Source organism: Kribbella sp. ALI-6-A (assembly GCF_001984195.1).
Lineage (GTDB): Bacteria > Actinomycetota > Actinomycetes > Propionibacteriales > Kribbellaceae > Kribbella.
Genome location: NZ_MTQN01000012.1, coordinates 1994730 through 2008274, shown reverse-complemented (window position 1 = coordinate 2008274; position 13545 = coordinate 1994730). Strand labels below are relative to the sequence as shown.

The following is a 13545-nucleotide window of genomic DNA, read 5'->3' as shown; positions in this document are numbered from 1 at the left end:
CTCAGCGAACAAGCGACGACCTCTCGCCCGGCCGCCCACTGGGGATCACAAGGGAACAACCTCTGCGGTACCCACGGTGTTCCCGGCGCGCCCGGTGTTCGCCACCAGCGAATTCGCCGCGATAGCTGTCTTCTCAGGCACCGGCCCGAAAGTTGTGCACCGAAGTGTCCACACTGTGAAACAACCGGAATGCGGACGGTCCCGGTGCCTGGTTTCAGGCACCGGGACCGTCCGAATCCTCAGGGGCTGCTACTTCGCCTCGTTGTACGCCGCGCGCACCTCGGCCGAGATCCGGCCGCGCTCGCTCACCTCGTAGCCGTTCTCCTTGGCCCACGCCCGGATGTCGGCCGAGTCGGTGGCCGACCGGCCCCGGCTGCGACCGGCCCGGCCGGTGGCGCCCCGGCCACGGCCGGTCACCTTGCGCGCCACCCCGACGTATCCGGACAGCGCGTCGCGCAGTTTGGCGGCGTTCTTCTTGGACAGGTCGATCTCGTACGTCGTGCCGTCCAATCCGAAGGTCACGGTCTCGTCGGCCTTACCACCGTCGAGATCGTCCTCGAGAACTACCTGGACCCTTTGCGCCATCGATGACAGTCCTTTCCGCGCCCGCCACCGGGCACAATCCCCCACTTTTTCGGGCTTCCACCTGATTTGTACCGCACAAACCCTGGAGTTGTCATTCAACAGGCGGAATGTGGAGGAAAGATGTGACTAAACACCCGTCCCGGCGGGATCTCGTGCACTGTTCGTGACGAAGGGTATTCACGTCACTCCGCGTATGCGCCGGGCGCGGAAATGGACCCGGGAATGGATATGGCCGTTGGTTGTGCTATGCAACAGCCTCCCGGGCCCGTTTCCGGCTCACTCCGGACGCAGCAACGGGAACAGAATCGTCTCCCGGATCCCGGCCCCGGTGAACAGCATCACCAGCCGGTCCAGACCCATCCCGAGCCCACCGGCCGGCGGCATGCCGAACTCCATCGCGCGCAGGAAGTCCTCGTCCAGCTCCATCGCCTCGGGATCGCCCGCGGCGGCCAGCAACGACTGTGCCACCAGGCGTTCGCGCTGGATCACGGGGTCGTTCAGCTCGCTGTAGGCGACCCCGAGCTCGACGCCGTTGACGAACAGGTCGAAGGCCTCGACCAGCCCGTCGGCGTCGCGGTGGCGCTTGGCCAGCGGCCGGGCCGACTCGGGATAATCGCGCACGAACGTGGGCTGGATCAGGGTGTGCTCACACAGCTTCTCGAACAAGTCGACCGCGATCTCACCGGCATTCTTGCCCGGTTGCAGCTCGACCTCGTGCTGTTCGGCCAGCTTCAGCAGGGCGGGCAGCTCGGTGGTCTGGTCCACACTCTGGCCGACCGCCTCCGACAGCAGCCCGAAAAGCGTCGCGTGCCGGAACGGCTGCTCGAAATCGATCACCGAACCGTCGCGCGCGGTGACCTCCGGCCGGCCGGCCGCACGGGCGGCGTTGCGGATCAGCTGCTGCAGCAGCTCGGCCATCGTGTCGTAATCACCGTAGGCCTGGTAAGCCTCGATCATCGAGAATTCCGCGGCATGGGTGGAGTCCAGGCCCTCGTTGCGGAACGTCCGGCCGATCTCGTAGACCCGGTCGACGCCGCCGATCATCGCCCGCTTGAGATCCAGCTCGAGCGCGATCCGCAGCAGCATGTCCTGGTCGAAGGCGTTCAGGTGGGTCCGGAACGGCCGGGCCGCCGCGCCGCCGTTGGTCAGCTGCAGCACCGGCGTCTCCACCTCGACGAACCCCTGGTCGTCGAAGGTCGTGCGCAGCGACTTCAGCACCGCCGCCTTGGTCCGGACCATCTCGCGGGCCTCCGGCCGCACGATCAGGTCCACGTAGCGCATCCGGACCCGGGCTTCCTCGCTCAGCGGGTTGTGCTCGTTCGGCAGCGGGCGCAGCGTCTTGGCCGCCATCTGCCAGGACGTGGCCTGCACCGACAGCTCACCCCGCCGGCTGGTGACCACCTCGCCCTGCACCGACAGCAGGTCGCCGATGTCGACCAGCGCCTTGAACCGGGCCAGCTCCTCCTCGCCGACGTCGGCCAGCGACAGCATCACCTGCAGCTCGGTCCCGTCGCCCTCGCGGAGCCGGACGAAGCACAGCTTGCCGGTGTTGCGCAGGAAGATGACCCGGCCGGCCACCGCGACCTGCTCGCCGGTCCGGGTGTCCGGCGCGAGCTCCTGAGCGTCGTACCGGTCGCGCAGGTCCTTGAGCAGGTGCGTCCGCGGCACCGAGATCGGGTAGGGCTGCACCCCCTCGGCGAGCAGCCGGTCACGCTTCTCCCGGCGGACCCGCATCTGCTCGGGCAGGTCGTCCTGCCCGCTGTCGGGGGTCACCGGGGTCTCACGTGGCTCAGTCATAGGGCAAAGGCTAGTGACTGACCGCCTCCGGAACCGAATCGTTTGCCCGCCCACCGGCCGTCCCGGCCGCCCCTGGGTCGCGGGTCAACACCTGAACCGGCCCGGAAATTCCGTCCGCCGGATAGTTCACAGATCAGTAAAACGCTTGCCCGGCAGTGCCACGATTGTTTCATGGGGGAACTTCACGCGCTGGCGATCGCGGTACCGACCGGGGGACTCGCAGTCGTCACGTACCTGGTCGTCGGGCTGGTCATCGGCATCGAGAGCATGGGCATCCCGTTGCCCGGCGAGACCACGCTGATCGCCGCCGCGCTGCTCGCGTCCCAGGGCGATCTGCGCCTGGTGCTGGTGATCGGCGCGGCCGCGACCGGGGCGATCGTCGGCGACTCGATCGGCTACTACCTCGGGCGCAAGGCGGGCCGCGGCCTGTTCGAGCGGCTCGGCCGGCGCTCCAGACACTTCTCCACCGACCGGATCGAGCGGGCCGAGCGGTACTTCCACAAGTACGGCGTCTGGACCGTCTTCTTCGGCCGGTTCGTCGCGCTGCTGCGGATCTTCGCCGGCCCGATGGCGGGCACGCTGCGAATGCCGTACCCGAAGTTCCTGGTCGCCAACGCGGCCGGCGGGCTGGCCTGGTCGGTCACGATCGGTGTCGTCGCGTACAACATCGGCGACAACGCGGACAAGATCTTCGGCGAGCTGTCGATCTGGGCGCTGGCCCTGGTCGCCGCGGCCGCCGTCACGGCGTACGCGGTCTACAAGCTGCGGCACCGCCGGCGTACCGGCGAGGACTCCGTCGAGCTGGTCGGCCCGGCGCCGGCCGACGCCCAGTAGGTCAGCGGACCCGCAGCACCAGGCTCGGCGTCGCCGTGCCGTAGACCGGCGTGCCCTGGTACGTCGTACCGGGGACCAGGAAGCGGTAGGCGAACACCCCGGGCCTGGTCGCCCGGAAGCTGATCGTGGCCCGGCCGCCCCGCATCGGGGTCGCCTTGACGTTGCCCCAGGCCCGGCCGTTCCAGAACTGCAGCATCGCGGTGCTGTTCAGCGCCGGGCGGACCACCACCGCGGCGTTGATCACCCCGTTGCGGTTGTGCACGTTGCCGCCCGCGTAGCCCGCGCCCTGGATCAGCAGCCGGCTCCGGGTCAGGTAGCTCTTGCTGCTCGACGCGCTGAACAGCGCGCCGACCCGGCTGTGCACCGGCACGTACGCCCGGTACGAGCGGGTGCCGCCGGTGTTCACCCGGACCTCGAAGTGCCCGCCCGGCTGGGTGGTCGACCGGCCGGCCTGGACCCACGGACCGCCCGCGCGGTTCTGCGCCAGCACCACGACCGGCAGTCCGGCCGACGTCGACTGTTGCACCGAGCAACGAGATCCGCCGCAGCTGATCTCCTGCTGGATGGTCCGGCCGCGGATCAGCATCTGCTTGCCGAACGTCCACAACGTCGGTACGGCGGCCGTCGTCCTGGTGGTCCGCCCGGCGATCTCGGCGCCGGCCAGCGAGGCCCACTCGTTCTTCGTCCGCAACTGGAAGTAGTACGGCGGCCGGATGTTCTTCAGCACCAGGCTCGACTTGGTCGTGGCCGCGGCGACCGGCTTGAACGGCTGCCCGTTGACGCCGATCACCGGCGTGTAGACCTGGCTCCCGGCCGGCAGGTCGAGCGGGTCGTTCGGCGTGAAGTCCTGATCCGGCGGCGGCACCTTCCAGCTCACCACGACGTCCTTGCCGGACGTCCGCGCGATCGCCTCGGCCGGCCGCAACGGCCCGTCGGTGTCGAACATCGGCGACCGGGCCGGCTTGCTGGTCACCCCACCGCGCGACGTCCCGATCGCCACCGCGATCCGGTAGTTGCCGTCGGGCGGGAACGCCGAGGTCGGGATCGACCAGGTGTTCGGCTCGTCCGCCGCCACGTACTTCACGTACGACGGACTGCTGGACACCACGCCCTCGATCGAGATCCGGTTCGGCGCGTTGTCGTCCTTCCAGCTCACCTGGACCGCGGACCGCGCCTCGTCCCACCCGACCGTCACCCCGGTCGGGACCGGGTCCGACGTACACGCCGTCAGGGCGGTCCCCGCGACCAGCACCACAGCCACGACGGCAAGCGGCGACCGCACCCTGCCCATCGCACCTCACCGACCTAGGACAACCTGGAACCGCGTTGACCATACCCAGCCGACACCCCGCACTGCCTAGCCGGAGGGCCGAATCGTGATACTCCCCACCGAGGTCTGCCGCTCACGCTTCGCCAGCGCCGAGCGTGCGTTCCTGGCCACGACGGGTCTGGACCTGCGCCCCCATGTGGTGCCCGTCACGTTCGCACTGACCGGCGACACCGTCCTGATCGCCGTCGACCACAAGCCCAAAACCACGCGAAACCTGCGTCGTCTGCGCAACCTGACCGAGAACCCGCGGGCCACGCTGCTGATCGACCACTACTCCCCCGACTGGACCCACCTGTGGTGGATCCGCGCGGACTGCACGGCTGACGTCGTACCGGAGTATTCGGTCGAGGCGCTGGTCGCCAAATACTCGCAGTACGCCGAGAACCCACCAGCCGGTCCCTTCGTCGTCGCGAACGTCGAGAAGTGGACCGGCTGGTCGGCGAGCTAGTCCTCAGACAGTGGTGAGCACGAAGTTGGGCGTGTAGGCCGCCGCGTAGGGAAGACCGTTCAGCGACGCGGCAGGAAGGTAGTAGCGGTAGGCGACCCGGCCCGGCGTGGTGACCCGGATGACGCCCTCCCCACGACCGTTGGCGACCGACACCGAACCGACCGTTGCCCAGGTCGTCCCCGTCCAGCGCTGGAGCACAGCCTTGCTGGTGAGCCCCGGTGTGATGATCAGCGGCGCCTTCGCCGTCGCACCGCGCTGGACAACGGGCTGGACCCAGCTTGCCCGCCCGGCCTGCTGCATCGTCGTCGCGACCACTTGGCTGTACCCGCCGAACCATCCCTCGCTCTTGGCGTCGTCGCGGATCGTGGGCAGCGCGACCCGGTACTGCCGCGATCCGGACGCACCGAGGTCGAACTCGAACTGCCGGTTCTGGAACAACTTCGAAGCGACGACGTACCAGGGGCTGCTCGCCGAGTTCCGCGCCTGGAGGACGACCTGGGCCTGGGCCGGCTCGAAGGTACCGGTGATCTTGGCCTGCGGACTGTTCACCTGTGCCCAGGCCGGGATGACCGCCTTCAGGCCGGCGTAGCCGATCGTCAGATCCACGCCGGCGTAGCCGCCCCACTCGTTCCGGGCGGCGACGGAGAACAAAGAGCGTGGAACCGGCGCGCCGAACCCGATGAAGGTTCCCACGGAAGGCTCGCCCAGGCTCACCGGCTTGTCGCCCTCGTGCAACCGGTACTGCGGCGTGTAGAGAGTCGATCCCGGCCGGTCGAGCGGATCGTTCGGGGTCCCGGTGTCCGTGACCTCGTAGTACTTCCACTCGACCAGGACAGTGGCGTCACCAGCCAGCGTGAACTTCCGCTCGTCCGACGGCCGGGCCCGATAGGTGTCGAACCGCGGTGACGCCGTGGCCGGACTGGTCTCGCCGCCCTCGGTTCCGACCGACACCGCGATCTCCAGCTCCGAGTCGGCGCTGAAGGTGCCGGCCGGAATGTCGACGGCGTCGGGACCGCCTGCGGGGACGTAGACGACGCCGAGCTCGGCACTGCCCGCCTCGCGGCGGGTCACCACCTTGTTCGGCAGGCCGCCGTCGTCGTCCCAGCTGACGTGGACGAACTGGACCGTGTTGTCCTTCCAGCTGATCTTCACGTTCTTGGGCGCGGGATCGGCGGCGGCTGCCGGAGTCGCCGTCAGAGCGGCGGCAACCAGGCCGGCGGACACCGCGAGGAGCACGGACTTCTTCATGGAGATCCTCAGGAAGTGGTGGTGAGCACGAAATTGGGCGAGTACGCGGCGGCGTACTTGAAGCCGTTCACGGTGACGGCCGGGAGGTAGTAGCGGTAGGCCACCCGTCCGACGGCGGCACTCTTCACGTAGCCGCGGGCGAGGCCCACGTTGCTCCTGACGTATCCGACCGTGCTCCACGTGTTGCCGGTCCAGCGCTGCAGGACCACGGTGTAGCTGCAGGTCGGCGAGTGGCGAACCTCAGCGGTCGCGGTCTGCCCACGCCGGACCGTGGCGGTGGTGAAGCGGGCGCCCCAGGGGTTCACCTGAACTGTCGTCGCCACGGCCGCGCTGTAGCTGCCGAAGTAGGCGATGCCGGCAGTGTCTGTGTAGTTGGGCGCCAGCACCCGGTAGTGCCGCGAGCCGGACGCACCGAGCGGGAACCTGAAGGTTCCGTTGACGGCCTGCTGCGACGACGCGGTGTACCAGGGGCTGGTCGCGGTGTTCCGGGCCTGCAGGTAGACCGGAGCGGTGCGGGCGGCAACGGTCCCCGTGATCGCGGGCTGCGACGTCGCCGTGCCGGACTTCACCCAGGTCGGGATGACAGCCTTGAGACCGCTCGCGGAGGCACCGCCGAGGCGCCTGCTGACGGTGCCCCACTCGTTGCTCGCCAAGACGTCGATCTGGTACGGCAACGCGTGGCTGGCCACCGTCACCGAGGTCGCCGGGGACGCGGCGGCGAGGTCACTGACCTTGCTTCCGGCGACCAAACGGGGCGTGTACCGGGTCGAGCCGGCCAGGTCCAGCGGGTCGTCGGGAGTCCGGTCGAGCTCGGAGAACCCGGCCTTCCACTGCACCCGCAGGCCGCTGGTCCCCGACAACGTGACCGAGACCCGCTCGGCGGGCGCGGCGACGATCGTGTCGAACCGCGGGGAAACTCCGGCCGGACTGGTCTCTGCGGCCTCCGTTCCGACCGACACGTCGAACTGCAGTGTTCCGCTGTACGGTTCCAGCCGGGTGGCGGGATAGTCCACCACGTTCGCCGCACCCGCCGGGACGAACACCGGCAGCACGGTGGTCGAAGTCCCCGTCCGGAGCACGACCTTGTTCGGCTGATCGCCTTCCTCGGTCCACGTCACCCGGACGAACTCGTGGGTCGAGTCCTTCCAGGCGATCGTCACACCGGTCGGCGCGGCGTCGGCCGCGACCGCCTGAGTCGCGGTCAGCGCCGAGCCGAGCAGACCGGCGGACAATGCCAGTGCTGGCCATTTCTTCATGGGCAGAAAGCCTTTCAGCGAGTGATGGTCTGATAGAAGGTCGCGCTGTAGGCCGCCGCGACCGTGACCGCGCCGAAGCGGTGGGTCGGCACGTAGAAGCGGTACGCGAAGCGGCTGGCGACGTTCGTGCTGAGATACGCGTCGCCGTAGCCGTGCTTGGTGAACACGTAGCCCACCAACGTCCACGTCTTTCCGTTCCAGCGCTGCAGCTCGCCGCGGCCATCGATACCCGGCATGATGCTGAGGCCGATCTGTGCCAGGCCGCTGCCCACCGGTGCCGGCTCGCGATACACCGTCGGCCAGACAGTCATCTGGGTGGTTGTGGTGACTGGCGCGCTGTATCCGCCGTACCAAACTGTGCTGGGCGTGGAGGTGACCGTGTTGGCGACGGCAACGCGGTACTCACGGGTTCCACGGCTGGCCAGGGAGAATCGGTAACGGCCGCCGGAGAAGTCGGCAGAGCTGACGACGTACCAGGCGCTCGCAGCCGTGTTCCGGGCTTGCAGCGTGACCTGAACGGTCGGCGGGCCGGAGAAAGTGCCACTGACAACTGTCGGCGCGTCCGCCCGAACCCAGCGCGGGATCGACGTCGTGAACGCGACCAGCCGGCCGCGGATCCACTGGCTCGGGGGCCCGGCGTCCCACTCGTTCTGCGCCCGGACAGCAACCTCGAACGGCGGCTTCGGGACGGCGAAGGTGCTCCCCGCCGCGGTCGTCGGCCGGCCGACGTCCACCGGCGCGGCCGTGCCCACCCGATACATGGGCTGGAAGAGCACCGGCGCGTCGACGTCCAACGGGTCGTCCGGGGTGTCGCGATCCTGCCGCGGCCAGTTCCGCCAGTCGAGGCGCACCGCGGCACTGCCGGACGGGCTGAATCCCTCGATGAGGGGCTCACTGGAATAGAGAATGTCGAAGGCAGCAGAGAGCCCGACCGCACTTGCGGCCGTCCCGTCGGCGTCCGCGGCGGAGACTGCGATCTGCAGCACCTCGTAGGCGGTCCCCGCCTGCCGAACGGCGCTCTTCGGCAGGTCGATCTCGTTCGGGGCGCCGGCCGGAACGTGCCGGACGACTCGGTCCGTCAACTCGCCGCGTGCTCGCACCACGATCCGGTTCGGCCGGTCGGCATCTTCGCGCCAGGTCACGTGCACGTATTGACGAGTGCTGTCCTTCCAGCTGATCTCGACGTCTGTCGGGGCCGGTTCGGCAGCGTGGGCCGCGGGGGTGGGCAGGACGACGGCCAGGAGGCCGACGGACGCGGCTGCGGCGAGCCACTTGGTCATGAAGTGCCTTTCAGGCGGGGACGACGACATTGACGAAGGTTTCGGTGTACGCCGCGGCGAAGCGCAGGCCGCCGTACGTGGTGGCGGGGACGTAGTACCGGTAGGCGACCCGGCTCGGCTTCGCGGTGACGATGCGGCCGACGCCGTACCCGTTCCGCACCGCGACGGGGCCGACGGTGGTCCAGGTCGTGCCGCTCCAGCGCTGCAGCGTCGCGGTGGTGCTGACCTTCGGGGCGACATCCAGCCGCGCCTCGTTGGTCTGGCCGACGGGAACCTGGGCCGATCGGAAGTGCGCACCGGCCCGCAATTGGGTGGTCGAGGAGACCGCGATGGTGGACGCGCCGTAGCTGATTCTCGAGCCGTTGAGGTACGACAGCGGCTGAGTGGTCACCCGGTACTGCCGGCTGCCGCCGGTTCCAAGGGCGAAGGCGAACCTGCCCTGGCTGAACTGTCCGGCTGAGACGACGTACCAGGGGCTGGTCTGGCTGTTGCGTGCTTGCAGGACGACCTGGCGCGGCTGGTCGGTGGGCGTGTAACTGCCGGTGACCCGCGTGCTGCCGGAGCCGTAGACGGCCCACGCCGGAACGTTGGCCGTCAGCCGCGTGTTCCGGGCCTGAACCAGACCGCCGTCCCGGCCCATTCCCCACTCGTTGACACCGGCAACGAACAGGTCGTACTCGGACTTGAGGGTGTAGCTGATCCCTGTCCCGGTCGTCGGTCCGCCGATCCAGTACCGGTTGCCGGTCCCGAGGACGTCATAGGTGACTTGGAATCTGGCCGGGAGCGTCCGGTCCAGCGGGTCGTCCGGAGTCGTGTCGATCATCGCCGCCGGCTTCCACCGGACCGTGGTCGTACCGGTCGCTGACATGGTCGCGCCGTCGAAGGCCGGAGCGGACGGCGTCGATGCGTCGAACGCGGCCGAGACCGCTTCGGCGACCGGCGGGACCTGGTTCCCACCCACCACCGCGAACTCGAGCGGCTTCGTCGAGCCCGTCCCTACGGCGGCGACGATTTCCTCTGCGTCGATGCTCACCGTGTCGGGCAGGTCGGCGGTCACGCTGATCGCGCGCAGTCCGGCCGTCTCCCCTTGGTAGCGGAGCACGACCACGTTCTCCTGCGGCGCCGGATCCTTCCAGCTCACCACGACATGACGCAGGGTGCCGTCCTGCCAGTCGATCTCGACATCGGTGGGGGCGACTCCCCCGGCGAATGCGGGGGCGGCGGTGAGCAGAGAGGCGGCGAGCACGCTCGTGACCGCGAGTGCCGGCCAGTTCTTCATGTGGTCCCGTTCAGGTGGTGGTGAGGACAAAGATCGAGGAGTACGCCGCGTGGTACGTGCCTCCGCCGACTGTCGCGGTGGGGACGTAGTAGCGGTAGGAGACGCGGCCGGGTGCCGTGCTGCGGACATAGCCGTTCCCGATGCCGCTGGTGAATCCGACCGGGCCGACGGTGGTCCAGGCGGTCCCGCTGTAGCGCTGGAGGACTGCTGTGCCGTTGTAGGCGGGGTGGACCGTCAGGGCCGCGCGGGCCGTCTCGCCGCGGTTGATGGTCGGGCGGGGAAACACGCCGTACACCTTGTGCTGGACGTTGTTCGTCCCGATCGCGCTGTAGCCGCCGTACCAGACGCGAGCGCCGGCGGTGGTGTTCGGGACCTGGACCCGGTACTGGCGGGACGGGGTGGACTGGAAGGTGAATCGGTACGAGCCGGTGGTGTTCACCCGGGACGCGACGGTGTACCAGGCGCCGGCCGGGGTGTTGCGGGCCTGCAGGATCACCGTCCGCGGGTCGGTGCCGGCGATCTCGCCGGTGAGGTCGAGCAGGTTGTCGTAGACGACCCACGACGGCACCGTCAGCGTGGGAGCGCTCGCCGCGGCATCGACCAGCTTGGCCGTCGACGGTCCCCACTCGTTGACCTGGGCAACTGAGAAGGCGAAGGCCGGGCCGGGAGCGGTGAAGGTCAGCTTCGTCGCCGGACCGGTCGGACCGACGGTGACCGGGTCCTTCGAACCGACCTGGTACGACGCCTGGAACACCGCCGGGCCGGTCACGTCCAGCGGGTCGTCCGGAGTCGTGTCGGTGGCGGCGGGGCCGGACTTCCACTGTGCCGTCAAGGTGCTGCTGCCGGAGATCGCCGACGAGACGAGCTCAGGCATCGGCGGCAGCGTCGTGTCGAAGCGCGGGCTGCCGGTCAGCGGACTGATGCCGCCGTCCTTACTGCCGACGGCGACGGCCATCCGCAGGTCGTGCGCGCCCGCCGACATCGACGTGGCCGGGATGTCCACCTGGTTGGGCTCGTCCGCGGTGGTCCAGAACTGCCCGATCGGCGTCGTGTTCTCCTTGCCCTGCAGGATGATCCAGTTCGGCTGCGGGGACGTCTCGTCCCAGGTGAGGCGGATCGCCTGGTGGGTGGCGTCGACCCACCGGATCGTGACGTTCGTCGGCGCCGGCTCGGCGGCGTGGGCCGGGGTGGCGACGGTGGCCGCGAGCAGGGTGGCCGGCAGCAGGGCGGCAGACAGGCGCTTCATGGAGTCCCCACGGTGAAGGGGCCATGTTCCCCCACGGCCCAGCCAGCGCATTCTTCAGTACGGGGATTGCGATTGGCAACAAAGTTGCACTTTGCTGCAAAAACCAAGCCCGCCCCGGCGGGATGCCGGAGCGGGCTTCAGGGGGTACGGCGGTCAGCGAGCCTCGGCCCGGGCGGCCTCGGTCTCGGTTCCCGGGTTGGGTTCGCCGTTGCCCGCGCGGACCAGTTCCTCGATCTGCTTACCGGTGTCGGCGTCGACGTTCTTCCAGTACTGGAAGGCCTTCTCGAGCACCTCACCGTGCACGCCGCCGAGCAGGTGGCCGGCCACGGTGCGGACGAACTCCTCGCGCTGGGCGTCGTTCCAGACCTCGCGGACCAGCGTGCCGGCCTGGCTGAAGTCGTCGTCGTCCGCGCGCAGCTCGTACGCCGAACGGACGAACTCGCCGTCGGCCTCCCAGCTGTCCTCGGCCGGGCCGGTCAGGTCGGAGTACGGGCGGCCGGCGGTGTTCGGTGCGTAGACCGGGAGGTCGCCGGCGTGGTCGTAGGCCATCGGGCCGTCGAAGGTGTAGCTGTTCACCGGGACCTTCGGGCGGTTCACCGGCAGCTGCAGGTGGTTCGGGCCGATGCGGTAGCGCTGCGTGTCGGCGTAGGCGAAGACGCGGCCGAGCAGCATCTTGTCCGGGCTGAAGCCGATGCCGGGCACGACGTTCGACGGCGCGAACGCGGCCTGCTCGATCTGGGCGAAGAAGTTGTCCGGGTTCTTGGTCAGCCGCATCGTGCCGACCTTGACCAGCGGGTAGTCCGCGTGCGGCCAGATCTTGGTCAGGTCGAACGGGTTGATCCGGTAGGTCTTGGCGTCCTCGTACGGCATCAGCTGCACCGACAGCGTCCACGACGGGTGCTCGCCGCGTTCGATCGCGTCGTGCAGGTCGCGGCGGTGGAAGTCGGCGTCCTCGCCGGCGATCTTGGCCGCCTCCTCGCCGGTCAGGTGCTCGACACCCTGGTCGGTGTGGAAGTGGTACTTGACCCAGTGCTTGTCACCGGTGGCGTTGATCCACAGGTAGGTGTGCGAGCCGTAGCCGTTCATGTGCCGGTACGACTTCGGGATGCCGCGGTCGCCCATCAGGTAGGTGACCTGGTGCGCGGACTCCGGGTTCAGCGTCCAGAAGTCCCACTGCATGTGGTTGTCGCGCAGGCCGGAGCCGCCGCGGCGCTTCTGCGAGCGGATGAAGTGCGGGAACTTGATCGCGTCGCGGATGAAGAAGATCGGGGTGTTGTTGCCGACCAGGTCGTAGTTTCCCTCGCTGGTGTAGAACTTCAGCGCGAATCCGCGCGGGTCCCGCCAGGTGTCCGGGCTGCCGAGCTCGCCGGCGACGGTGGAGAACCGGGCCAGCATCTCGGTCGTCGCGCCCTTCTGGAACAACGCCGCCTTCGTGTACGCGCTGACGTCCTCGGTGGTCTCGAACACACCGAACGCGCCGCTGCCCTTGGCGTGCACGTTGCGCTCCGGGACGCGCTCGCGGTTGAAGTGCGCCATCTGCTCGAGGAAGTGCGTGTCGTGCAGCAGCAGCGGGCCGTTGGCTCCCAGCGTGAGGGAGTTGCGGTCGCTCGGTGCCGGTGCACCTGTCGACGTCGTCGAACCGGACGAGACCTCGGTCATGTCACTCTCCTAAGAAGTTCGGTACCGCACGTCTGGACGTCGCGCGGTGCTCAGCGGGGATCGGCCGTCGCGCACGACGGGCACAGTCCCCAGTAGTTGACCTCGGCAACTTCCACCACGAAGCCGGCCGCGTCGACCGGGTGCAGACAGGGCGCCTCGCCCTGCGCGCAGTCGACGTCCTCGATCCGCCCGCAGCCGCGGCAGATCAGGTGATGGTGGTTGTCCCCGACCCGCGGCTCGAACCGCGCCGAGTGCCCGGCCGGCTCGATCCGCCGTACCAGCCCGGCCTCGTCGAAGGCCCGCAGTACGTCGTACACGGCCTGGGTCGAGACGGATCCGAGCTCGTCCCGCACCGCCCCGGCGATCGAGTCGACGTCCGGGTGCGGCAGCCGGTCGAGCGCGGTGAGCACCTGGACCCGCTGGTTGGTGACCCGCAGTCCGGCGGCTCGTAGCCGCTGCACCGCATCCACCGAGGTCATGCCCCGAGCTTCGCAGCTAATCTGGAATCAGTCAAGAAAACACTGTGAGTGACGGGGAGATCCCGCTGAGACAACACCAAAAGGGCGGCCCGCGTGGGCCGCCC

At 69.1% G+C, this 13545-nt stretch carries 12 protein-coding genes; 2 read left to right on the top strand and 10 right to left on the bottom strand.

Annotated features, from left to right (window positions below; translation table 11 throughout):
- Positions 1 to 249: 249 nt before the first annotated feature.
- Together BWI15_RS36095 and lysS are read right to left on the bottom strand one after the other, a co-directional pair.
- Complete coding sequence (locus BWI15_RS36095) at positions 250 to 585, bottom strand: histone-like nucleoid-structuring protein Lsr2 (protein WP_077018944.1); 336 nt, start codon at positions 583 to 585, stop codon at positions 250 to 252.
- Positions 586 to 861: 276 nt separating this feature from the next.
- Positions 862 to 2382, bottom strand: coding sequence for a lysine--tRNA ligase (lysS, locus tag BWI15_RS36090; protein WP_077018943.1), 1521 nt, complete (start codon positions 2380 to 2382; stop codon positions 862 to 864).
- A 171-nt stretch (positions 2383 to 2553) separates the two neighbouring features.
- Here lysS and BWI15_RS36085 point away from each other — a divergent pair, with 171 nt between their 5' ends.
- Positions 2554 to 3216 carry a DedA family protein gene (locus tag BWI15_RS36085; RefSeq protein ID WP_077018942.1) on the top strand — a complete coding sequence of 221 codons (663 nt, stop codon included), beginning with the start codon at positions 2554 to 2556 and terminating at the stop codon, positions 3214 to 3216.
- Between the two features lies 1 nt (position 3217).
- Here BWI15_RS36085 and BWI15_RS36080 read toward each other — a convergent pair whose 3' ends face one another.
- Entirely contained in the window at positions 3218 to 4507 is a 1290-nt protein-coding gene (locus BWI15_RS36080; protein WP_077018941.1) for a hypothetical protein, read from the bottom strand.
- A gap of 85 nt (positions 4508 to 4592) precedes the next feature.
- Between BWI15_RS36080 and BWI15_RS36075 the strand changes: the two genes are divergently transcribed.
- The gene (locus BWI15_RS36075; protein WP_077018940.1) at positions 4593 to 4994 is read left to right on the top strand and encodes a TIGR03668 family PPOX class F420-dependent oxidoreductase; all 402 of its coding nucleotides are present in this window, start codon (positions 4593 to 4595) and stop codon (positions 4992 to 4994) included.
- Positions 4995 to 4997: 3 nt separating this feature from the next.
- Here the strand turns inward: BWI15_RS36075 and BWI15_RS36070 are convergent, their stop codons facing one another.
- From BWI15_RS36070 to BWI15_RS36040, 7 genes are all read right to left on the bottom strand, one after another.
- Positions 4998 to 6242 (bottom strand): hypothetical protein, encoded by a 1245-nt coding sequence (locus BWI15_RS36070; RefSeq protein WP_077018939.1) that lies wholly within the window; start codon positions 6240 to 6242, stop codon positions 4998 to 5000.
- An 8-nt stretch (positions 6243 to 6250) separates the two neighbouring features.
- Positions 6251 to 7498 (bottom strand): hypothetical protein, encoded by a 1248-nt coding sequence (locus BWI15_RS36065; RefSeq protein WP_143466116.1) that lies wholly within the window; start codon positions 7496 to 7498, stop codon positions 6251 to 6253.
- 14 nt (positions 7499 to 7512) lie between these two features.
- Positions 7513 to 8484: a hypothetical protein gene (locus BWI15_RS36060; protein ID WP_143466115.1), complete on the bottom strand. Its 972-nt coding sequence runs from the start codon at positions 8482 to 8484 to the stop codon at positions 7513 to 7515.
- Positions 8485 to 8788: 304 nt separating this feature from the next.
- Positions 8789 to 10057 carry a hypothetical protein gene (locus BWI15_RS36055; RefSeq protein ID WP_077018936.1) on the bottom strand — a complete coding sequence of 423 codons (1269 nt, stop codon included), beginning with the start codon at positions 10055 to 10057 and terminating at the stop codon, positions 8789 to 8791.
- A 10-nt stretch (positions 10058 to 10067) separates the two neighbouring features.
- Complete coding sequence (locus tag BWI15_RS36050; protein ID WP_077018935.1) at positions 10068 to 11303, bottom strand: hypothetical protein; 1236 nt, start codon at positions 11301 to 11303, stop codon at positions 10068 to 10070.
- A 153-nt stretch (positions 11304 to 11456) separates the two neighbouring features.
- On the bottom strand, positions 11457 to 12962 hold the full coding sequence (locus BWI15_RS36045) for a catalase (RefSeq protein WP_077018934.1): 1506 nt from the start codon (positions 12960 to 12962) through the stop codon (positions 11457 to 11459).
- A gap of 50 nt (positions 12963 to 13012) precedes the next feature.
- Positions 13013 to 13441 carry a Fur family transcriptional regulator gene (locus BWI15_RS36040; protein WP_077018933.1) on the bottom strand — a complete coding sequence of 143 codons (429 nt, stop codon included), beginning with the start codon at positions 13439 to 13441 and terminating at the stop codon, positions 13013 to 13015.
- Positions 13442 to 13545 lie beyond the last annotated feature (104 nt).